The organism is Bacteroidia bacterium, from assembly GCA_016218155.1.
In the GTDB taxonomy this organism is placed as follows: Bacteria; Bacteroidota; Bacteroidia; order Bacteroidales; family GWA2-32-17; genus GWA2-32-17.
In genome coordinates this window covers 1-22,038 of the sequence record JACREQ010000023.1, presented here as the reverse complement: position 1 = coordinate 22,038, position 22,038 = coordinate 1, and the positions used below count along the sequence as shown (strand labels likewise).

Here is a 22,038-nt window from a genome sequence, read left to right as displayed (position 1 = left end):
TAGAATTAGTCTATTATTGGCTAGTGTAAGAGTTAATATATAGAAACACCTAAAAATATGTATTTTATTCTTTTAAAAAACATATATTTGAGTTATAAATCCCTTAAAATCAAAAAGCATGAAAAAAACTGTATGCAAGAAAAATTTTGAAAGCATCAGGGATGCTAAAAAATTTGGGAAAAAAGAATTAAAAAAAATTCAAGGTGGAGCTTACGCAACTTCCACTTTGTGTGGAGGGGAACGAAGTGACACAAGAGCAGATCCAACCTCTTTAAATCTTGTTTAATGTCAAAAAATCTTTTTAAGAGGCGTGCTTATTATTTTGAGCACGCCTCTTAAAATTTTAAAGGAATCTTGTTTCTAAAATGATATTGATAATATCAAAAGAAAAAACAGAACTCTCCACAGAGGAAGTAATTGATTGGATTGTTTTTTTTGGAAAAAAATTTATTAGAATTAATGGAGACGAATTTTCCAAAAAAGGCAATGTTGAAATCTCTCTGGATAATTCAGATCTATTGATTAAATATAAAGACATAGAAATTCCTTTTAGTAAAGTAAGTTTTGTTTGGTTTAGAAGATGGTTGGATAGAGATTTTTATGACCTGTATAACAATAGTGATATAGATTATTCTATTATAGATCAGTTAATCTTTTATCAATCAAGCAATATAATATCTCTAAGAGAATTACTCTTTAAATTTTTAGATAAGAAAAAATGGTTGTCTCCTCCTTCAAAAATAGTATTAAATAAAATTCATGTGTTAGTTGAAGCAAGCAGAGTTGGATTTAATATACCTGAAACTAAAATATGTTCCACTAGGAGGGAGCTGATCAACTTTTTTAATACTCATAAAAAAATTATTTCTAAAGACCTGAATGATCCATTATTCTTTTTTGATGAGCAAAATTATTATACTTCTATTACAAATGTTATATCTAAGAGGAAGATATTAGGTCTTTCGGATGAATTTCCCCCTTCATTTTTTCAAAAATTAGTCGAGAAAAGGTATGAGATTAGAATTTTTTATTTGAATAAAAAATGCTATTCCATGGCAATATTTTCTCAGAACGATAAACGAACGAAAATTGATTTTCGCAACTATAATGAGGGTAACCCTAATAGATTTGTACCGTACAAATTACCTAGGGATATTGAGAAAAAGATAATTTTATTGATGCAAAACCTTGATTTGACAACTGGTTCAATAGACATGATTAAGGATAAATTTGGGAATTATATTTTTTTAGAGATTAATCCAGTAGGGCAGTTTGGAATGGTTTCTGAACCATGTAACTATTATTTGGAAAAAGAAATAGCTAAATATTTAATTTCTCAGGATAATGGATAAAAATGTTAAGAGTTTATTGGTAAAAGAATTACCTGTTAATACTCATTCGCTATTAAAAAGAATAAAACCCAAAGATAATCCTAATAGATCCGTTAAGAGCGATTTCTATCAGACAAATTATTCGGTTTGTAAGCATCCACAAAAACCGATTTCTAAAATTTTTTGAAGGATAGAAAATGGATATTTTTAAATTATTTGCTTGCTGCATACCTGTTAAAGGGTTTATAAATTATATAATTTGTGACCTACAACGAGCTGAATTCATTAATATTCCTGAAGTTTTATATGAAATACTAACTGTTCATAAAAACAAGAGAATTTTAGAGATTAAGAGTAATTACAACAAAGAAAACCATCAATTTATAGATGAGTACTTTGAATTTCTAGAAAATAACGAATGTGGATTTTGGTGCGATATAGATGAAATTAAAAATTTCCCAGATTTAAATCTAAAATTTGAAAGCCCTGAATTGATAAATAATGCAATAGTAGATATTGATAAGAACTCAAAGCATGATTATGTCAAAATATTCAATGAATTAGATGAATTAAAATGTAAGTTTATTGAGATACGATCATTTGATGTTTTACGTATTTGCGATTTATGTGATATTCTTCATGATGTTAAAAATAAGATATTTAGAAATATTGATATCATTATAAAGTATTATAAAAATATTGAGAATGATATAAACGAAAACAAATTATTTTCTGAATTTACAAACATTGGTGTAGTTTCAATTCATTCAAGTCCTAAGAATAAAAAATCAGTTAATAGTAATCTTGTTTATTCAGAGAAAGTAATCAAAACATGTAACGATTGTGGAGAAATAGATATTGATAAGTTTACTCTAAATATAGATACATTTACTGAAGCACATCATTTTAATACATGCTTAAATAAAAAGGTATCTATCGATTCCAATGGAAATATAAAGAACTGTCCAGCATTCAATTATAGTTATGGGAATGTAAATAATGGTGGTAGTATTGGGGAAATAGTAAAAATGCAAGAATTTTCTAAGTATTGGTCAATTACAAAAGATCAAATACATACATGTAAGGATTGTGAGTATAGATACATTTGTAGTGATTGCAGAGCATTTGTGGATGATATATTTGATAAGCCTAGAAAATGTAATTATAATCCTTACGAAGGCAAGTGGGAGTAATTTAACCCAGCATGAAATTATTTATCATCAAATTCTTTGAGAATTTTTTGAACCTCTTCCTCTGTATTTTTTAGTTTTAATTTGCAGAAGTTCAGAAGTTCTGCTACACGCTTAACGTTGGCTGATAATTCATCGATGTCAAGTTCTTGATTCTCTATTTTACCAATAATTGACTCAATTTCAGCTATAGCCTCACTATAAGTAAGTTGTTTTTTCGACATACAAATTAACTTTTAATCGGGTGATTTGGTAATGTAATAATAAAGGATGTTCCAACGTTTAGTTCACTCTCAACCCTTATACTTCCTTTGTTTTTTTCAATAAATTCTTTGCAAATAATTAATCCTAAGCCAGTTCCGGATTCTTGATTAGTTCCCTTTGTTGAAATATTTTTATCTACCTGAAATAGTTTTGTTTGATTTTCGCGACTTATGCCAACACCTGTATCGGTAACGTAAATTTCAATCGCCTCATTTTTACTATTAGCCCAGATTGTTACCTCCCCATTTTTTGTGGTAAATTTTACTGCATTAGATAGGAGATTTCTTATTACTGTTGTAATTGTTTCCTTATCGGCAAAAGCTACATCCGTATTGTTTAATCGCGATTTTATAGCAATATTTTTCCCTTTTGCAGATAATGATACTACTTCAAGGCATGAATCGACAACTTCCTTTATGTTAATGGTTTCAGGGGTTAGCTTTATTTTGCCAGATTGACTCCTTGACCAGTTAAGTAAATTATCGATGAGTGTAAGAACTTTGTTCGAGGATTTATTGATATGTAGGCTGTAATCCTTTATTTCATCTGGGGTTAAACTACTTGCTTTCTGATTTAGTATTTCGGTTAAACCAACAAGGGCATTAAAGGGGCTTTTCAAATCGTGGGCGATAATCGAAAATAGTTTATCTTTTGTTTGAACATTTAGTTTTAAGGCTTCCTCTGATTGATAGAGCCTGTCGTTGGTTTCGCGAATTGTAATAATCTTTTCTTCAAGCACTTTATTGTGCTTTTTCTTTTGCCAATACCCTAGGTAGGTTAAACTTGCAAGACTTAATATTAGAATACCAAATGCTATAAGAATATATTGCGATACCCTCTTTTTCTCGAGTTCAAGTTCTTTTAGAAGTGCTTCTTGTCTAAGGTATTGAACTTCTCCCTCCATCGATTTTATCTCTTCTTTCTTTTTGTCGAGTTCCAGATCGAGTTGGGCTTCAAGATTCTTCTCATTCTTTCGGGCGTTGTCTATACTATCACGAATTTTGATATGCTTTGAATAGTAATCTAGTGCTAATTTATAGTTCTTAGTCGCTTTATAGAATTCATGCTTAGCCAAGTAACCATATTCGATCAAAACCATGTTGCCAATTTCTTTACCAATGGTAATTGATTTATCAATATTTTTTTCAGCAACATCAAGTGTTCCCTGCTTAATTTGAATTTCTCCAATCTTTCTTAGGCATAGCCCTTTACCATCAAAATTGGCAGATTCATCATAAATCTTAATTGCATTCTCGAAGTATTTAATTGCTACTTGGAAATTACCAGATTGACGTTCAAGATTTCCTAGGTCATTATAGGTATCTGCAATGGCTTTACCATCGTTAATTTTTTGGGAGATGCTAAGCGAGAAGGTAAGGTTGTCCTTTGCTCGATCTATTTGCCCAACTTGCATCTGAACCTGTGCGATATTCCGAATTGCTTTGGCAGTACTTGCAGCATCTCCTGTTTTTTTTCTCATTGAGAGGGCTTCTTGGAAAATCTTTAAAGCAACATCATATTGCTTTTGGTCGATATATAGATTTCCTAGGTTGACCAGAACATATGCTGCTTCTGATGGGTTCTTCCCTTCGGAAATTAATCTTCTTGCTTGCTCTAAATATACGGTTGCATTTTTGGTTAAGCCTAATTTTCTATAGGTTATACCAATGTTTGTTAGTGATTTAGCTATATCCTGATCTTTCCCGATTTTCTGCCTAATCTTAAGTGACATCAAGTACCTTCTAAGCGCTTCGGCAATATTTTCCCTTTGATTATAGAGATTCCCCATCTCATTGAGTGTTGAGGCAATTGCGAGTTGATCCTGAAGTCTTTCCCTTATTTTAAGAGCCTCCTCAAGCGATTCTGAGGCTTCATCAAACATTGATTTTTGCGAATAGACTCTTGCAAGGTTTTCAAGTGTATTTGCAGAGGAAATGATAAAACCACTTTTGTTCTTAATGTCTAGACTTTGTTTGTAATATAAGATAGCCTCATTGTATCGGTTAAATCGAAAATGGAGACTACCTAAAAGATTTAGAACTTCTGAGGTTTCTTCGTTGTTCTCAATCTCATCCGACAATTTTAATGCTAAGTTCAACTGACTAACGGCTTTATCAAAATTACTTAGCTCTCGATAAACTAAACCCAAGTTTTTTAGCGATGCAATTAATCCGATAGTGTCTTTAGTATCCTCTCTAATTATATAAGATTTATAGTAGCATTCAAGTGCTTCTTGAAAATGGCTAAAATACCAATAAGTACTACCTAGACTATTCCAAGAATCTGCAATAAGATTTTTCTTTTTAGCCTTTGTAGCAATTTCCAATGCTTTTTTTTTGCTAATAATTGATTTATCAAAATCGCCAGCCGATTTATCAAAATCGCCTATTAGCAACTCAATTCTTACCTCATCCTTAGTTATTTTTTTTTCTTTTGCCAGCTTTTTAGCCTCAGAAATTACCTTAAGAAATTGATTTATTTCACTCGTTTCACTTGCTATCTTACTTAATAAGATTAAGCAGTTTATCCTCTGTTTTGGAAGATCCTTCTTTTTTGATAGTACAAGCGCAGAGTCAATATATTTTTTTGCATCGTTAAATGAAGTAATATTTATGCATGATTCAGCATATGCAAGGTATGAATCAATTAGTGATGATTGATTTTTAATAGATTTTGAGGCCAAAATTGCCTCCTTAGAAATTGTTTGTGTTTTTAGAGGATCTTCAGTAGTAAATAAATTTGCCTGTTTAAGGAGGCTGTCAACTCTTACTTGGCTTTGCGGATAAACCTTTCCTGCAAAACAAATACTAATGAAAAAGGGTAATATAAGAATTTTCAGAAAATTCATTAAAAGTTCTTTAGATTTTAACAAAAATCAATGATAAATTAAATGCTAATTAATTCAAAGACTCTTTGATGCTAATTGATTGTTGTTTCTTTTGGTAATGTAAAGTAGAAAGTACTTCCTTTACCTTTATTGCTGTTGGCCCAAATTCTTCCACCATTTCTTTCAATGAATTCTTTACAAAGTAGTAATCCTAGACCAGTTCCCTCTTCGTTTGCTGTTCCTTTATTTGAGATTGAGCTATTTAGCTGAAAGAGTTTTTCCAAATCATCCGCATCGATTCCAACACCAGTATCAGCAATTGATACTTCAATTTCATTTAAAGTTTCAACAGCTCTAATTTCGACTTTGCCATTTGAATTTGTGAATTTAATGGCATTGTTAATCAAGTTTCTGATTACTGTTGATATAATATTTTTATCTGCGAAAGCAGAGATAGTACTATCGACAGTAACTTTAATGGCGATTTTTTTCTTATCGGCATAAAATTGAAGGTAGGTAATCTCTTGTTTGACAACTGGCAACAAATTAAATATTTCTGGGTTATAAGTAATTGAACCTGTTTGAGTTCTTGACCATTGAAGTAAATTATCTAGTAATTTGAAAAGGCTTTGAGATGATTCGTAAATTACATTGATATATTCTTTAATCTCGGTCTTTGTGTAAGTATCATAATTTCGTTCGAGTAGCTGACTGAATCCTAGGAGTGCGTTGAAAGGATTTTTTAGATCATGAGCAATAATTGAAAAAAATTTGTCTTTTGTGGCGTTAAGTTCTATCAGATTTTGCTCTGATTCTATTAATTTTTTGTTGATTTGTTCAAGTTCTCTATTCTTGAGGGAAAGGAGTAGGTTGCTTTTTCGTTTTACTCTTTGGCTAAAAATTATAACTGTTGCAAGGAGCAAAAGTAGAATGGAGGAAATTATTAGATACTTCTGAAAACTCTTGTGGCGTTCAACTTCAAGAGCGCTAATTTCTTTATCCTTTTTTAATAGTTGAATCTCTTTTTCTTTAGCGACTGTTTCAAATCGGGTTTGCATTTCAATAATACTACTTGTTTGCTGATTTGTGTAAAGGCTATCATTATAGGCTAGTTGTAAACTTTTATATTCAAATGCTTTATTAAACATCCCTTTCATAGAATAAATCTTGGAAAGTATTTGGTAGCATTCTTGAACATATGTTAGGTCTGTAAGTCTTTTTGCAAAAGGAAGGGATTTGTTCACATACTCATTAGCCTTTTGTAAGTTGCCTGCCTCTAAGTAGGCAGCAGCAATATTGTTGAAAGTATTTATATATCCAGTTTTGTCAAAGAGTTTAATGCTGTATTCTTGCGATTCGAAATAATATTTAAGTCCTTTTTCTATTTCTCCCATTTCAACGTAAATCATCCCAATATTGTTCATTGCTGTGGATATAGCATCATCATCGTATTGCTGCTTTGCGTAAACAAGCGATTTGGAATAAAATTCGATAGCTTTTTGATTATTTTTATTTGTACTATACATGACTCCTAGATTATTAAGGGTCATGGATAGCCCCGCTAAATCATTTTCCTTCAAGTATAAGTTATACGCTTTTTCATAGTATTCCTCAGCAAGATCATTATTCTTTAAAACCATATGCACATAGCCTATGAAGTTGTAAACTTTTGCTTTTTCTAGTTCTATGTTATTTATAATAAATATATTAACTGATTTTATGGCATATTCTAGAGATTTGTTTAAATCATTTATATCATAGTATACATTTGCAATTTTGAAAAGAAGAGTGCCTTCATTATTAAAATCTCCAATTTCTTTTGCAACGTCATAAGCTTCTTTATAAGAATCGATTGCTTCGCTAAATCTTTTAAGATTCTTATATGCTTTACCAATTAGAATTTGGATATCAATTATATGGGATTTGCTATTAATCTTTTTACAATACTCTTTTGATTTTAAAAAGTATTCAAGTGCATGGGCATAGTCAAACTTATCTGCATAAGCGTTTCCTAAACTTTTGAAGGCTTCGTAAAAGCTATTATCGCTCTTATCTCTATTCGCTGATTCAAGAGATAAATTGGCATAATAAAAAACAGTGTCGTTGCTCCTCCCCTGGTAATAATCGGATATTTGCTTGTAAATGATTACTTTATCCTCTTCTGTGGCGTTCTTGGTAAGTTTTAAAAGGCTATCAATCCTGTTTTTTGAATTAATCTGTTGAGCTTCAGATATATTTATCAAGCCTGAACTGAGAATGAAGAAAATATATAGTTTAATTTTAATCAAGGTTTCTTTTTTTTTGAAACGGCAAAGTATAAAAAACATCTATTAAAAGCAAAAACTTAAGAAAGAGTTGAAAGTATTTTAATGCTTAAATTACGGTGCTATTCAACTCCCCTTTGTTTAGCTTGGTTATTATTGTTTCCCCTTTTTTCACCTGCTTTGAATCTTTAAGGATTTTTCCATTATAAACGGTAATTGAATACCCCCGATTGAGGATATTGGATGGATCCAATGATGTGTTTGTCTTTTGAGTTATTTCTAGAAAATTATTTTGATTAGCTAGGTATCGTAATGAATAATTCCCTAAAGAATTTTTATACTGATTAATGTTGTTATGGTATTTAGTTGTTTTCATTAACAATAATAACTCAAACGATTTAGCCACTTTTGCTGTTTTTGTGTGTTTGTTTGATAAAAATTGATTTGATAAGTATGAGAATTTTTGATATAAACGTTCGATATTAATTTCTCCTTTTGATATTTCTTGAAATATATGAGGTGTTATTGATGACAATCTTTTTTCGAATTGAAGCCTTTCCGTAGTTATATTTTCTTCAATAATAAATTCTAACCTATCTTTTAAATCATGCAAAACTAATTCTGCTTCAATGAACTTATCAAGAATAAATTCAGCAACTGCAGTTGGTGTTTTGAGTTTGGTGTGAGCAACCAAATCAACAACCGAAATATCTTTTTCGTGCCCAATACCAGTGATTATTGGTAATGGGAATTGCGCAACATGAGCAGCGAGCCAATAGCTATCAAAACAAGCAAGATCGGCCTGTGATCCCCCACCTCTAATAATAACTACTACATCAAAATTGAGGTATTGTTCATTTATCTTATTTAGAGCATTAATAATTGACTCCTCAGCTGAACTTCCTTGCATTACAGCAGTAAATAAGGTGTGTTCGATTTTATATCCGTAATTATTTGTGTGAAGTTGGTTTATGAAATCTTGTAATCCAGCGGCTGATGAGGATGAAATAACAGCAACTCTTTTAGGAGGTACTTGTAATTCAAGCCCTTTATTCATATCGAAAACGCCTTCTGCAACAAGTTTTTCAATTGCCTCTCGACGTTTTTGTTCGATATCTCCAATGGTGTAGTTAGGTTCAATATCTGTTATATTCAGCGAATACCCAAAAACCTCATGAAAAACGACTTCTGCTAAAACAAGTATTTTAATGCCTGATGATATTGACCTTCCTGTTGTTGTTTCAAAATAGGGCTTAAGCATTCTATAGGTATAAGCCCATATCGTTGCGCGTGCTTTGGCTTTAGGGTAATCCTGAAGTTCGTCTTTTTGAACTAGTTCAAGGTAACAATGCCCCGAGTTATTCTCCTTTACCTCGCTTACCTCTGCTACAACCCAATAGCTGGTTTGAAAGGATTTGGATAAGGTATCCTTTACTTTCTGATTGAGCTCGAATAAGGTTGTTTTATTGGAGGAGATCATAATATTTTTAAAGTTAATATCCTCCAGACTGCCTTAAGAAATCTTCAATTGTTGGCTCTGGTATTGTTCCTGCTCTTGAAATAATTTGCTGCAACAATTCGCTTTCCTTTTCAATTAGTTTATCATTATTCTCTGCATATCCATTGTTATATTTAATTTCTCCTGCTAATTTTCCATCTGGATCGTAAATTTTCCATATACCATTTTTTAAGCCATCCTTATAATTCCCTTCAACTCTAATTTTACCATCGAAATAATATACTTTTACTGCACCTTGCTCAACCCCTGAAATGAATTTTACATAGGTTTTGTATGAACCATCTTGGTAATATTGAATTAAATTACCATGTATTTTTCCATCTTTCCAACTAATGGTTTCATACACAGATCCATTTTCGTAATAACTTTTAAAAAAACCATCTTTTAATCCTTTTTTAAAGGATTCTTCAAAAACCAATCTGTGAGCAGGAGTATAGTATTTCCAGATGCTATCTTTTTGATTATTGAAAAATAACCCTTCTGCTGCAAGGCTTCCATTTGTGTAGAATAGTTTGGCTTTTGATGATGTACCATCGCTGCTATATAGTAGTATAGCTTTAATTGTACCAACTTCATGGTAGCGCTTAAAAGTACCACGTGGTTTATCATCCTTAAAAAAGCCTTGGTAGGCAATTTTTTTGTTTGGGTAAACTTTTTTCCAGAATCCTTGCTTGAGGTTGTTCTTATCTTTCTGATTAAATATTGTATCATTCTGAAAGAAATTGCTGGATTGAGATGTAGAAGCAATTGAAAGAATGAATAAAAGGATAGCTAGTCTAATGAAGTTCATACTTTTTTTGTTCAAAGTTAACCTATTGTGTACAAAAAGAAAAGCCCCCAAAGGAGGGGGCTTTAAAAGATTCAAGATAGAGTTATTTAACTTCTTCAAAATCAACATCAGTAACCTCTTTATTCTTTTCTCCATTATTTGAAGATGATGAATCTGAAGGTGGTGTTTGACTACCTTCTTGGCTAGGGCCCTGAGTGTTTTTGTAAAGTTCTTCTGAGGCAGTTTGCCAAACTTTGGTTAACTCTTCAGAGGCTGTTTCAATAGCTGATATATCCTGACTCTTATGGGCTTCTTTAAGTTTTGTTAAAGCCTGCTCAATTGGGGTCTTTTTATCAGCGGGTATTTTATCACCGAATTCTTTCAGTTGTTTTTCAGTTTGGAATATCAAGCTGTCAGCGGCATTGAGTTTATCAATTCTCTCTTTCTCCTTTTTATCTGATTCCTCATTTGCTTTGGCTTCATCCCTCATTCGTTTTATTTCGCTATCGGTAAGCCCTGATGATGCTTCAATTCTAATACGCTGCTCTTTTCCTGTTCCTTTATCTTTTGCCGAAACATGTAGTATACCATTAGCATCAATGTCAAAGGTTACTTCAATTTGGGGAACTCCACGTGGTGCAGGAGGTAATCCATCTAAGTTGAAACGACCAATCGTTTTATTATCTTTTGCTAATGGCCTTTCACCTTGTAAAACATGAATTTCTACTGTAGGCTGATTGTCTGCAGCTGTTGTAAATGTTTCCGATTTTCGGGTAGGAATTGTTGTGTTTGCATCAATCAAGCGGGTGAATACACTTCCCATGGTTTCAATGCCAAGTGATAGGGGAGTTACATCAAGTAAAAGAACATCTTTTACCTCACCCGTTAATACACCACCTTGTATTGCTGCTCCAACTGCAACAACTTCATCTGGATTTACACTCTTGTTAGGTGTTTTCCCAAAAAATTTATCAACTAGTTGTTGGATTGCAGGAATTCTTGTGGATCCACCGACAAGAATAACTTCATTAATGTCTGATGTTTGTAAACCAGCGTCACTAAGGGCTTTACGACATGGTTCAACTGTTCGTTGAATTAAGTGATCGCATAGTTTTTCGAAGTTGGCGCGTGTTAAAGTTCTCACTAAGTGCTTAGGAATGCCATTAACAGGCATAATATAGGGAAGGTTGATTTCAGTAGAAGTTGTGCTTGAAAGTTCAATTTTAGCTTTTTCTGCAGCTTCTTTTAATCTTTGTAAGGCCATAGGATCTTTTCTCAAATCAAGACCTTCATCCTTTTTAAACTCTTCTGCTAGCCAATCAACTAAAACATGATCAAAATCATCGCCTCCAAGGTGAGTATCACCATTGGTTGATTTAACTTCAAAAACGCCTTCGCCCAATTCAAGTATGGAAATATCGAATGTACCACCACCCAAATCAAACACAGCAATTTTAAGATCTGTAGACTTTTTGTCAAGTCCATAAGCTAAAGCTGCTGCTGTGGGCTCGTTGATTATACGCCTTACTTTTAAACCGGCAATTTCTCCCGCCTCTTTTGTCGCTTGGCGTTGTGAGTCGCTAAAGTATGCTGGTACAGTAATTACTGCCTCAGTAACTTCTTGACCAAGATAATCTTCAGCAGTTTTTTTCATCTTTTGAAGAACCATTGCCGAGATTTCCTGAGGAGTGTATTTACGATCATCAATAACTACTCTTGGAGTGTTATTGTCTCCTTTAACTACTTGATAAGGTATGCGCTTTACTTCAAGGGTAACCTTATCAAAAGTTTCTCCCATAAACCTTTTAATCGAAAAAATAGTTTTTGTAGGATTTGTAATCGCTTGTCTTTTAGCAGGATCGCCAACTTTGCGTTCTCCGTTTTCTACAAACCCTACTACTGAAGGGGTTGTTCTTTTACCTTCGCTATTTGCAATTACGACAGGTTCGTTACCCTCCATTACAGAAACACATGAATTGGTTGTTCCTAAATCTATTCCAATTATTTTGCCCATTTCTATTGAGTTTTTTGTTGTTTCTAAATTATGTTTGCAATTAACTTCAATCATTATGCCAACCTTATGTATTAAATAATTTTAAGTAAATGTGACATAAATTTGATTTTAAAAGACACTTGTGTCAGTTGATTAAATATTTTTTGAATCGATTAATTGAATTAAGCCATTGTATTATATTACTTTATGTTTTTTACTGTCAATTCGTCATGCTGTTGGTTCTACAAATAAATAGTATAAAGACATGGATCATTTGAGAGGAAATTAAATTATTGCCTTAAATTTGAGGTTTTTAATGTGAAATCTATATAAATTCTTAAATATGTCAATAGAAGGCAAAGCTCGAATTGTTACAACTCACGTGTTGGGTGAAATGAAGCATAGAGGGGAAAAAATATCAATGCTAACAGCGTATGATTTTTCAATGGCAAGAATACTTGATGCTGCTGGTATTGATGTGATTCTAGTTGGGGACTCCGCATCCAATGTAATGGCAGGTTATGAATCGACACTGCCGATTACCCTTGATCAGATGATATATCATGCATCTTCTGTAGTGCGTGCAATTAAAAGAGCGTTAATAGTTGTTGATATGCCGTTTGGATCATATCAGGGTAATTCGAAATTAGCCTTAAACTCAGCAATACGTATAATGAAGGAGAGCGGTGCTGATGCTGTAAAACTTGAAGGAGGAAGGGAAATAGTAGAGTCTGTAACACGAATACTTTCCGCAGGTATTCCTGTTATGGGGCATCTTGGCCTTACACCGCAATCAATTCATAAATTTGGAACTTATGTTGTTCGTGCAAAGGATGAGGATGAGGCGGATAAACTGGTTGAAGATGCTCAAATTCTTCAGGAAACAGGCTGTTTCTCAATTGTTCTTGAAAAAATACCTGCAAAATTAGGTGCTAAAGTTGCTCGTGATTTAAAAATTCCAGTAATAGGTATTGGTGCTGGTAATGGTGTAGATGGCCAGGTACTTGTAACACATGATATGCTTGGAATTACTCAAGAATTTTCTCCAAGATTTTTAAGACGCTATCATAACCTTTATGCAGAGATGCTAGGTGCCTTTCAGTCGTATATAAATGATGTTAAGAATTCCGATTTTCCTAACGAAAAAGAACAATATTAGCCTTAATAATTCTTATGAATTTTACACCTGATCGTATCCTTTATGAGGATAACCATATTATTGCCGTAAATAAGACTAATCACGATATTGTTCAAAGTGATAAAACTGGTGATGAACCACTTATTGAGCAGATAAAATCGGTTATAAAATTTCGAGACAAAAAACCAGGGAGTGTTTACCTTGAGGTGATTCATCGAATTGACAGACCTGTTAGCGGGGTGGTGCTTTTTGCGAAAACAAGTAAGGTTTTACCTAGAATGAATAAACTTTTTCATGATGGACAGGTAAAAAAAATCTATTGGGCAGTTGTAAAAAATATTCCGCCTAAAGAGAGTGATACTTTAATCCATTATTTATTAAGAAACACCAAGCAAAATAAGTCCTACGTATTTGATACTGTTAAACCAGATTCGAAGGAATCTAAACTTATTTATAAGGTGCTAGGAAAAACAAGCAATTACTTTCTACTTGAAATAGAACTTTTAACAGGTAGACATCACCAGATAAGAAGCCAACTTGCAAAGATTGGATGCCCAATTAAGGGTGATCTAAAGTATGGCTTTCCTCGATCAAACCCTGATGGGGGTATTCATCTTCATTCAAGGTTGGTAAGTTTTATCCATCCAGTTAGTGGTGAGTTTATTGAAATTGTTGCACAAACTCCAGAGGATGTTCTTTGGAAGGAATTTTTGGCTTTGTAGCAATTATTAGTAACGACGTTTTACTGATTTGAGAAGAAACTTTGAATAAGGTTATTTCTATAATTAAGAGATGCTAGGTGATTAATAGCAACTAAAGACAGGTACATTCAAAACATTTTACAAACTATATCCCTGTCAACAATTCGAGAAAAAGAGTTTTGTTCTAAAAAAGCTACTTCACAGCATCGTTGACGTTAGAAAAATTGAATGGAAGTAGAAAAGTAACATCTTCAATTTCGTAAGTCTTTTGACTACCTACCATTATTACCTTTATTGGTTTTTTTCCAATATTTCTTGATTCAATCATTACCTGACGACAAGCTCCGCAAGGCGGTATGGGATCGATAGTTAGTTGATTATTATAGCTGGCGGTGATTGCAATTGTTTTTATAGGAATACCCGGGTATTTTGCTCCAGCATAAAAAATTGCAACTCTTTCAGCGCAAAGCCCTGATGGATATGCACCGTTTTCTTGGTTACTCCCCTGAATTATTTCTCCATTTTCCAATAAAAGGGCTGCTCCAACTTTAAATTTAGAGTAAGGGGAATAACTTGTTTTTTGAGCATCAATAGCTAAGTCGACTAATTGAATATCTTCTGGGTTAAGTTCGCCTTTATTAGAATATTCAATAAATTTGAATCCTGATTCTTTGACTGCTTTCATCGGTCAGTTTTTTTAATAAGCAAATAATCACCACCAAATGTATTAAATACTTGGAATATTCCATCTGATTTCCCACATGTTCTATGAATTAAGAAAAATAATACAATTTGACCAGCATTTTAATACTTTTGCAAAGTAAAATATAAATTATGAAGTTGATTAACCTATTGATTCTACTATTAGTTTTTCCAGTTTTGACCATCGCTCAAAAGAGGTTAACACGTGAAGAATATATTGATAATTATAAGGATATTGCTATTTATCAAATGAAAACGAAAGGAGTGCCTGCTAGTATTATTCTAGCTCAAGGACTGTTGGAGAGCGATAATGGGAATAGCAAGTTGGCAATAAAAGCGAATAATCATTTTGGGATAAAATGTCATAAGACATGGAACGGTTCTACTGTATATATGGATGACGATACTCGAAATGAGTGCTTTAGAAAATATAGTAATCCAGAAACATCATATAAAGATCATTCAGATTTTTTGAGGGGTGCACGTAGATACTCTTTTTTATTTGATCTCGATCCATCCAATTATAAGGGATGGGCTTATGGACTCAAGAAGGCTGGCTATGCCACAAACCCACATTATGCTGAAATGCTTATAAAAATTATAGAAGATAATAGTTTATATATATATGATAAGGGGATTTCCGTTGAAGTTGAGTCACCAACCAAGGGTATGGGGGATTTGGTTGATATCGATCACTTTGTAATTGACATGAATAAGCACCGGAAAATATTCACTCGTAACAGGATTAAGTATATTATAGTAAGGAAAGGTGATGATTACGCAAGTTTAACCAAAGAACTTGAATTATTGCCATGGCAGTTATTTAAGTATAATGAATTAAATAAGGATTCTGCATTAAGGGAGGGACAGGAGATTTATATTCAACCGAAACGGTGTAGAGCCGAAATAAACCACTCAGTGCATGTAGTTGATAAGGACGAAACCATGTATTCAATTTCTCAATTGTATGGGATTAAGTTAAAAAGTTTATACCGCAAGAATAGGATGAAAATAGGAGAACAACCCGAGGTAGGGCAAGTAATTCAATTGAGGAAACGTAAGCCTAAGGATAAGTAAATCGAAAATAAAACTTAAGTCAGGAATATTTCGAATTCAAATCATTTTAATTGGTGCGATGTTTCGAAGCCCATTTAAAAATTCATTGATTTTCATAGGACGCTTGCCAGCCAGTTGCATTTCGATAATACTAACAAAGCCATTATCACAGGCAACATTAAATGTATTTTTTCCTTCGATTAAAACAGATCCGTTTGTATGTTGGTGATTTTTTTCGATTTCAACTGATTTCAATAGTTTAACCTGAACTATCGCTCCATCTTCAAATATCAACTCTGTCCAAGCTCCAGGGTAAGGACTTAAGCCCCTGATAAAATTATGAACATCAGATGCTGTTTTAGTCCAATCGATACGACAGGTTTCTCTAAAAATCTTAGGTGCAGATTTGACCTGTTCGCCTTTCTGAATAAATAGTTGTTGATCAATTGGGTTAACCTTTTTTTCAGTAAGGGATTGAACCGTTTTTAGAACCAGTTTTGCTCCAATAACCATTAGTTTATCATGAATATCCCCAGCAGTATGGTTCGAATCAATATCTATCTCTTCCCTGTAAATAATATTTCCTGTATCAATCTCTTTATCTATAAGAAAAGTAGTAACGCCAGTTTTTTTCTCACCATTAATAATCGCCCAATTAATTGGAGCAGCACCTCTGTAATGGGGTAGGAGAGAAGCGTGGAGGTTAAATGTTCCCAATCTAGGTATCGACCAAATTGATTCGGGTAACATTCTGAATGCAACAACTACGGCTATATCAGGACTTAATGAGACAAACTCATTAATGAAATCGGGATTTTTTAGTTTCTCTGGTTGTAATATTTTTAAACCTTTCTCTTGAGCGTAAATCTTTACTGGGGATGATTGAACTTTTTGTCCCCTGCCAGCGGGTTTATCAGGTACTGTAACTACACCAACGATATTGTAACCAGCCTCAACTAAGGTTTTTAGTGGGGCAACCGCAAAATCGGGAGTCCCCATATATACAATCCTAATATCCTTGATCATCGAGGCTAAACGAAATTAATGATTATTATGAGACTTGAGCAATAGAATATGACCCATTTTATCTCGTTTTGTTCTGAGATAAAATTCATTATGAGGGTTGGAGTCAATTTCGAGTGAAATATTTTCTGTTACCTTTAAGCCATAGCCCTCAAGACCTTTTCTTTTAATAGGATTATTAGAGATGAGTTTCATTTTATGAATACCAATCTCTCGAAGGATACTTGCTCCGACTCCATAATCTCGTTCATCGGGTTCGAAACCTAGTTCAATGTTTGCTTCTATTGTATCTAATCCTTCTTCTTGTAATTTATAAGAGTGGATTTTATTGAATAAGCCAATTCCTCTTCCTTCCTGATTCATATAAACAAGAACACCTTTGCCCTCCTTTTCAATCATACGCATTGCTTGATGGAGCTGAGAGCCACAATCGCAGCGATATGAACCAAAGATATCCCCAGTAACGCATGATGAATGCACTCTAACAAGAACAGACTCATCTTTATTCCATGTTCCTTTTATAAGAGCAACATGCTCTAAACCATTCGATTTTTGTCTAAAAGCAATTAGGTCAAAATCGCCGTAAGCGGTTGGAAGTTTAATCCTAGATCCTACTTCAATAATGCTGTCGAATTGTAAACGATATGCAATTAAATCCTTTATTGATATTATCTTTAAATTAAATTGTTTGGCTATTTGAATAAGTTGTGGTAATCGAGCCATCGAGCCATCATCATTCATGATTTCGACTAGGGCTCCTCCATGGTTTAGTCCTGCCAAACGAGTGAGATCTACAACCGCCTCGGTATGACCAGCTCTTCTGAGTACCCCTTTTTCTCTTGCCTTTAACGGAAATATATGCCCTGGCCTACCCAAATCCTCTGGTTTTGTCGATGGATCAACAAGAGCCTTTATAGTTTTGGCCCTATCAGAAGCAGATATTCCAGTTGTACAACCTTGACCAATTAAATCAACTGAGACCGTGAAAGGAGTTTGGTGGAGCGCTGTATTATTACCAACCATTAATCCTAGGTCGAGTTCAATGCAACGGTTTTCAGGAATTGGAGCACAAATTAGTCCACGACCATGTTTAGCCATAAAATTAACTATCTCAGGAGTAATAAGTTCTGCTGCTACAATAAAGTCACCTTCGTTTTCCCGATCCTCATCATCAACAACAATAATAACTTTACCTGCTTTAAGTTCTTCAAGTGCCTCAGATATTGTGTTAAGTTTGAATTCGGTTTTGCTTTGTTGCTTGATGCTCATCTATTTTTTTGTTTTTAATTGATGCAAAAGTAGTATATTGAACTGAAAACTATACATAACATTTGTCAGGTTTGTCTTAAGGATTTATCCCATTTCACATTTTGTTTCCCATTAACATAGCGAATAAACCCTTGCACAATTGAAATGTTCATCATGAAAAGGTAAAAAGGAAGAAACACCCATTTTGTTGATATTTGTTTATCCTTGAATAACCAACCCGAAAAAATCATTAATAGAACGAATATTTGAATAATGAGAGTTGCTTGATATATGGGGGATTGACTGTGGGAAAAAAGAATAAATACATTTAATAAGGGTAGCAATAGTAGAGAAATTGGTAGTACAAACCATCTTAAAATTTTGTGTGAGAAGAATTGGAATGAGAAAAGAGGATGCTTAAATGGGTTTAATAGTTCCATACTTCTAAAAAGCGCTTGAAAACTTCCTGCTGCAATTCTAATCTTTCTCTTTTTTTCCTCATTAATATTTGCAGAAGCCTTTTCACAAGCATAGGCATCAGGCACATACTTTACCAAGTATCCTTTTCTAATTACATGGGTTGAAATAATAAAATCATCAAGTATAGTATCATTTTTAACCTCATCAAATAATTCAGTCCGAATTGCATAAAGTTCCCCAGTTGCGCTAAGTGTAGAACCACAGGTTGACTCTATCTGCTTGATAAAAGACTCATATTTCCAGTAAATTCCTTCACCTGTGGCTGCTGCGTTCTCAATAAGGTTCATTAAGATTCTTTTTTCTCCTGCAACACAACCAACCTTAGGATTGGAGAAGGGTTTAACTATCTTATTGATGGCTTCTGCTGAAAGCATAGCATTTGCATCCGAAAAAATAACGATAGGTGTTTTAACGTACCGCATTGCTAAATTTATTGCAGCAACTTTTCCTTGTCGTTCAATTTGATTTAAAAGGGTAACATTCGGGTATTCTGCTACCTTATCTTTAGTTTTATCGGATGAGGAATCATTAACCCAAACCAGTGTTATTTTATCTTGAGGGTAGTCCTGTTGAAAGGTATTCTTAATTTTTTCGGTGACGTTTTTTTCTTCATTGTATGCGGCTATAACTATTGTTACCTCAGGAAATTCTGATTCAATACCCTTATTGCCTTCTCTATTTGAAAGAAAAAATCTTTTGATAAATGATATAACCAGAATGATTATTGTATAACCGATATAGCTATATAAGAGTAATCCAATGAATAACCAAAAAATAAACTTGACCACCTTTAAATAAGTTTTTTGTAAAAAGCCTCCAACTTTTCTGTTAAGGCGGAGGTATCAAAATTATCGGTTGCAAAAATACGAGCTTTTTTTGCAATACTATTCTTTAATATCGGAATACGAATCAATTCGATAATTGCTTCTGCAAAATCCTTAGGCTCGTCAGCAATAATAACTTGTTCTCTATTCGTTGCATATATTCCCTCCAACCCAATAGAGGTTGTAACAATTACATTTCCTAGCATCATACCTTCAACAATTTTCACCCTCATTCCACTTCCAGAGAGGATTGGAACTGCTAGAATGGAGAATCTACTGAGATATTCGGTTGCACTTTCCACTTCGCCATGAAAGATTACACTTTTTTCCTTTTTTAATCTTTCAACAATTGATTTTGGGGTATTTCTACCGGCAATATGAAAAGATACGCTGGGACATTCATTAAGTATTATTGGCCAAATATTGTTTAAGAACCAATATAAACCTTCTTGGTTTGGAATCCAATCTAACGAACCTATAAAACAAATGTCACTATTTGCTAAACCATTAGAATTAATTAATTCAGGTTTAGTATAGCCCATAGGTATAGAAATGGTAGGTTTACTAAAGCCATTTGCTTTAAACCATTGCTCATCGCGTTGAGAGATGGCAACTAAAGCATTTACTTGAGCCGATATTGAGAGTTCCATTCTAAGAATTCGATTCGAAAGCAATGAGAAATATTTAGCTTTTATCCAATTTTTTTCGTTTCGTAATATTCTAGCCCAAATTTCGTGTTCGATGTTGTGAGGTCGGTAAACAATGGGGGTTTTTGTTAATTTTTGAATCTCTAAAAGATAGGGTACAAGGTATAGACCTTCTAGTTGAATTACATCAAAAATATTGCTATTGATAATCTTTTTAATTGCTGTGCTATAATTATGGTTAATAAAACGTTCAATATTGTAGGGAGTTCTCGAAAAAAACAGATTTACTATACTCTTAAAAAGGTTAACTCTTGTGTTAATATATATCAGTTTAATGTCGATTAAGTCGATTATTTCTTTCGGAATCCACTCCGATTCGCATTTATGCTTAGGTGTAGAAATTGCAAGAATACTTACCTTATTACCTGCTTTAGCAAGCCCTTTTGCCATGTTGAGTGTAGCTAAGGAACTTCCATCTTTGGCTGGGAAAGGAGGCTTGTTGGCTAAAATCAGTATGTTCATCTATTTATTTAGGGAGGGGGTTGGCTTTGAACCTATAATTTTCTTATGGATTTTCTTATAAAAACGTATGATTTTTTTAAAGAATTCTGTATAAAAATCAGAATTCATAATAACCGAATCTGTCGTTGCCTTATAAGAAAGAAAAACTCCAAGTGGCAGTAAAATGAAGGATGACAACCACATTCCTGCAGCAGGATGCCATATAAGTTCTCGTGCAAACTTCTCACCAGAGATTGTAATAACATAGTAAAGTACAAAAAAGAAAACTGATATCACAACAGGCATACCCAGTCCCCCTTTCCTAATTATGGCTCCAAGGGGTGCTCCAATGAAGAAGAATACGAAACATGCAAATGATAACGAAAATTTTCTATTCCATTCTATTTTATGCCTTGCAATGTACTTTCCCTTAGAGTAAAACTCATCACTAGTAGAAGATATAAAACTTTTTGTTGATCGTGCACTTGTAATTGCAACGTCAATTATTCTTTGTTTTTCTAAATTTGGTAATATGTTGTAGAGCGAATCACCAGGGAAGAGAAACATTTTTTTGTGTAAACTATCTTTACTATTTATGTTTTTATTTCGTTGAAAAACAGAGTAATGTAAATTATGCTGAAATGATTTTTCTCTGGACCTATATTGTTTGCTTAACGAATCCTTTACTATATCAAGTTGATGAAGATTCATGGTTTGTGCGCTACTTTTAAAAAGTTCTTCGTCAGTTTTTTGCAATCCTTTTCCTTGTAACTCGAATACAATAACTTGTTCTTGAAATTTTTGGCTAGTTGATGGAAACGATCGATTCCCTGATTTACTTGTAGCGTTTTCGAGCCTTTCCTCATAGGTATTGCCGCTATAAAGTGTTGCAACTAATCGTTTTTCGTCATTAGAAACTTTTATATAGCCTGAATCTGCTGAAGTGATTACGAGATTACCTTCATTTTTACTATGATCATAAATCATTATTCGACGCATTAAACTCGTCTTTTGGTTTTTCTCCGCAATCTTTATGCTATAGACATCATTAATTGTGGTGAAAATTCCTTCTTTTATCGCTAATTCGGGCTTTTGTTGTTTTACAGAATATAAAAGTGTTGATATTTTAAGATTTGTATAGGGGAGTACGTTATTAGAAAAGAAAAAAGCACTAATACTAATTAGTATTGTAATAAAAATGAGCGGGCTTAATATTCTTGGTAATGAAATGCCTGCCGATTTCATAGCAAGAAGTTCATTATTTTCCCCCAAATTCCCCATAGTCATCAATGAGGCAAGGAGTGTAGATAGGGGTAAAGCCATGGGAACTAGGTTTGATGAAGCGTAAAGCAATAGTTCCGCAATAACCTTCCATTCTAGCCCTTTGCCCACTAAATCGTCAATATATTTCCAAAGGAATTGCATCAATAGAATAAACATGACGATGAAAAAAGTCATCACCAATGGGCCAATGTATGATTTAATAATAAAGCGATATAAGGTCTTCACTGTGAATTAAGGATTATAATTAGAAATCCGATGGCAAAAATAATCGATTTTT

18 protein-coding genes are annotated in these 22,038 nt (G+C 33.3%); 6 read left to right on the top strand and 12 right to left on the bottom strand.

What is annotated here, in order from left to right:
* Positions 1-118: 118 nt before the first annotated feature.
* The 3 genes from HY951_03060 to gwsS all read left to right on the top strand — a co-directional run bounded on the left by HY951_03060 (position 119) and on the right by gwsS (position 2,524).
* A complete protein-coding gene (locus tag HY951_03060; GenBank protein MBI5539010.1) occupies positions 119-286 on the top strand; it encodes a hypothetical protein in 168 nt (55 codons plus the stop codon).
* Between the two features lie 79 nt (positions 287-365).
* Positions 366-1,352, top strand: coding sequence for a grasp-with-spasm system ATP-grasp peptide maturase (gene gwsG / locus HY951_03055; GenBank protein ID MBI5539009.1), 987 nt, complete (start codon positions 366-368; stop codon positions 1,350-1,352).
* Between the two features lie 176 nt (positions 1,353-1,528).
* Positions 1,529-2,524 carry a grasp-with-spasm system SPASM domain peptide maturase gene (gwsS, locus tag HY951_03050; protein MBI5539008.1) on the top strand — a complete coding sequence of 332 codons (996 nt, stop codon included), beginning with the start codon at positions 1,529-1,531 and terminating at the stop codon, positions 2,522-2,524.
* A gap of 17 nt (positions 2,525-2,541) precedes the next feature.
* Here the strand turns inward: gwsS and xseB are convergent, their stop codons facing one another.
* The 6 genes from xseB to dnaK all read right to left on the bottom strand — a co-directional run bounded on the left by xseB (position 2,542) and on the right by dnaK (position 12,178).
* Positions 2,542-2,745 (bottom strand): exodeoxyribonuclease VII small subunit, encoded by a 204-nt coding sequence (gene xseB, locus HY951_03045; GenBank protein MBI5539007.1) that lies wholly within the window; start codon positions 2,743-2,745, stop codon positions 2,542-2,544.
* A gap of 5 nt (positions 2,746-2,750) precedes the next feature.
* Entirely contained in the window at positions 2,751-5,633 is a 2,883-nt protein-coding gene (locus tag HY951_03040) for a tetratricopeptide repeat protein (protein ID MBI5539006.1), read from the bottom strand.
* A 71-nt stretch (positions 5,634-5,704) separates the two neighbouring features.
* Positions 5,705-7,900 (bottom strand): tetratricopeptide repeat-containing sensor histidine kinase, encoded by a 2,196-nt coding sequence (locus HY951_03035; GenBank protein ID MBI5539005.1) that lies wholly within the window; start codon positions 7,898-7,900, stop codon positions 5,705-5,707.
* An 85-nt stretch (positions 7,901-7,985) separates the two neighbouring features.
* Complete coding sequence (locus HY951_03030) at positions 7,986-9,356, bottom strand: exodeoxyribonuclease VII large subunit (GenBank protein MBI5539004.1); 1,371 nt, start codon at positions 9,354-9,356, stop codon at positions 7,986-7,988.
* Between the two features lie 13 nt (positions 9,357-9,369).
* Positions 9,370-10,185 (bottom strand): toxin-antitoxin system YwqK family antitoxin, encoded by an 816-nt coding sequence (locus tag HY951_03025; protein ID MBI5539003.1) that lies wholly within the window; start codon positions 10,183-10,185, stop codon positions 9,370-9,372.
* Positions 10,186-10,267: 82 nt separating this feature from the next.
* Positions 10,268-12,178: a molecular chaperone DnaK gene (gene dnaK, locus HY951_03020; protein MBI5539002.1), complete on the bottom strand. Its 1,911-nt coding sequence runs from the start codon at positions 12,176-12,178 to the stop codon at positions 10,268-10,270.
* 322 nt (positions 12,179-12,500) lie between these two features.
* Between dnaK and panB the strand changes: the two genes are divergently transcribed.
* Entirely contained in the window at positions 12,501-13,316 is an 816-nt protein-coding gene (gene panB / locus HY951_03015; GenBank protein MBI5539001.1) for a 3-methyl-2-oxobutanoate hydroxymethyltransferase, read from the top strand.
* A 14-nt stretch (positions 13,317-13,330) separates the two neighbouring features.
* Complete coding sequence (locus HY951_03010; protein ID MBI5539000.1) at positions 13,331-14,017, top strand: RNA pseudouridine synthase; 687 nt, start codon at positions 13,331-13,333, stop codon at positions 14,015-14,017.
* Positions 14,018-14,189: 172 nt separating this feature from the next.
* On the opposite strand, the gene cdd is transcribed toward HY951_03010, so the two are convergent.
* On the bottom strand, positions 14,190-14,681 hold the full coding sequence (gene cdd, locus HY951_03005) for a cytidine deaminase (protein MBI5538999.1): 492 nt from the start codon (positions 14,679-14,681) through the stop codon (positions 14,190-14,192).
* 149 nt (positions 14,682-14,830) lie between these two features.
* Here cdd and HY951_03000 point away from each other — a divergent pair, with 149 nt between their 5' ends.
* Entirely contained in the window at positions 14,831-15,775 is a 945-nt protein-coding gene (locus tag HY951_03000; protein MBI5538998.1) for a glucosaminidase domain-containing protein, read from the top strand.
* A gap of 36 nt (positions 15,776-15,811) precedes the next feature.
* On the opposite strand, the gene HY951_02995 is transcribed toward HY951_03000, so the two are convergent.
* From HY951_02995 to HY951_02975, 5 genes are all read right to left on the bottom strand, one after another.
* Positions 15,812-16,780, bottom strand: coding sequence for a methionyl-tRNA formyltransferase (locus HY951_02995; protein MBI5538997.1), 969 nt, complete (start codon positions 16,778-16,780; stop codon positions 15,812-15,814).
* 15 nt (positions 16,781-16,795) lie between these two features.
* Positions 16,796-18,046, bottom strand: coding sequence for a bifunctional 3,4-dihydroxy-2-butanone-4-phosphate synthase/GTP cyclohydrolase II (locus tag HY951_02990; protein ID MBI5538996.1), 1,251 nt, complete (start codon positions 18,044-18,046; stop codon positions 16,796-16,798).
* Positions 18,047-18,111: 65 nt separating this feature from the next.
* Positions 18,112-19,293, bottom strand: a complete 1,182-nt coding sequence (locus tag HY951_02985) for a glycosyltransferase family 2 protein (protein MBI5538995.1) — start codon at positions 19,291-19,293, stop codon at positions 18,112-18,114.
* A gap of 2 nt (positions 19,294-19,295) precedes the next feature.
* On the bottom strand, positions 19,296-20,498 hold the full coding sequence (locus tag HY951_02980; protein MBI5538994.1) for a glycosyltransferase family 4 protein: 1,203 nt from the start codon (positions 20,496-20,498) through the stop codon (positions 19,296-19,298).
* A complete protein-coding gene (locus HY951_02975; protein ID MBI5538993.1) occupies positions 20,499-21,986 on the bottom strand; it encodes an LptF/LptG family permease in 1,488 nt (495 codons plus the stop codon). It lies immediately after the preceding gene.
* Positions 21,987-22,038: the final 52 nt, after the last annotated feature.

Coding starts and splice junctions, on each gene's coding strand:
- HY951_03060 (MBI5539010.1), top strand. CDS start 119: ATGAAAAAAACTGTATGCAAGAAAAATTTTGAAAGCATCAGGGATGCT.
- gwsG (MBI5539009.1), top strand. CDS start 366: ATGATATTGATAATATCAAAAGAAAAAACAGAACTCTCCACAGAGGAA.
- gwsS (MBI5539008.1), top strand. CDS start 1,529: ATGGATATTTTTAAATTATTTGCTTGCTGCATACCTGTTAAAGGGTTT.
- xseB (MBI5539007.1), bottom strand. CDS start 2,745: ATGTCGAAAAAACAACTTACTTATAGTGAGGCTATAGCTGAAATTGAG.
- HY951_03040 (MBI5539006.1), bottom strand. CDS start 5,633: ATGAATTTTCTGAAAATTCTTATATTACCCTTTTTCATTAGTATTTGT.
- HY951_03030 (MBI5539004.1), bottom strand. CDS start 9,356: ATGATCTCCTCCAATAAAACAACCTTATTCGAGCTCAATCAGAAAGTA.
- HY951_03025 (MBI5539003.1), bottom strand. CDS start 10,185: ATGAACTTCATTAGACTAGCTATCCTTTTATTCATTCTTTCAATTGCT.
- dnaK (MBI5539002.1), bottom strand. CDS start 12,178: ATGGGCAAAATAATTGGAATAGATTTAGGAACAACCAATTCATGTGTT.
- panB (MBI5539001.1), top strand. CDS start 12,501: ATGTCAATAGAAGGCAAAGCTCGAATTGTTACAACTCACGTGTTGGGT.
- HY951_03010 (MBI5539000.1), top strand. CDS start 13,331: ATGAATTTTACACCTGATCGTATCCTTTATGAGGATAACCATATTATT.
- cdd (MBI5538999.1), bottom strand. CDS start 14,681: ATGAAAGCAGTCAAAGAATCAGGATTCAAATTTATTGAATATTCTAAT.
- HY951_03000 (MBI5538998.1), top strand. CDS start 14,831: ATGAAGTTGATTAACCTATTGATTCTACTATTAGTTTTTCCAGTTTTG.
- HY951_02995 (MBI5538997.1), bottom strand. CDS start 16,780: ATGATCAAGGATATTAGGATTGTATATATGGGGACTCCCGATTTTGCG.
- HY951_02990 (MBI5538996.1), bottom strand. CDS start 18,046: ATGAGCATCAAGCAACAAAGCAAAACCGAATTCAAACTTAACACAATA.
- HY951_02980 (MBI5538994.1), bottom strand. CDS start 20,498: ATGAACATACTGATTTTAGCCAACAAGCCTCCTTTCCCAGCCAAAGAT.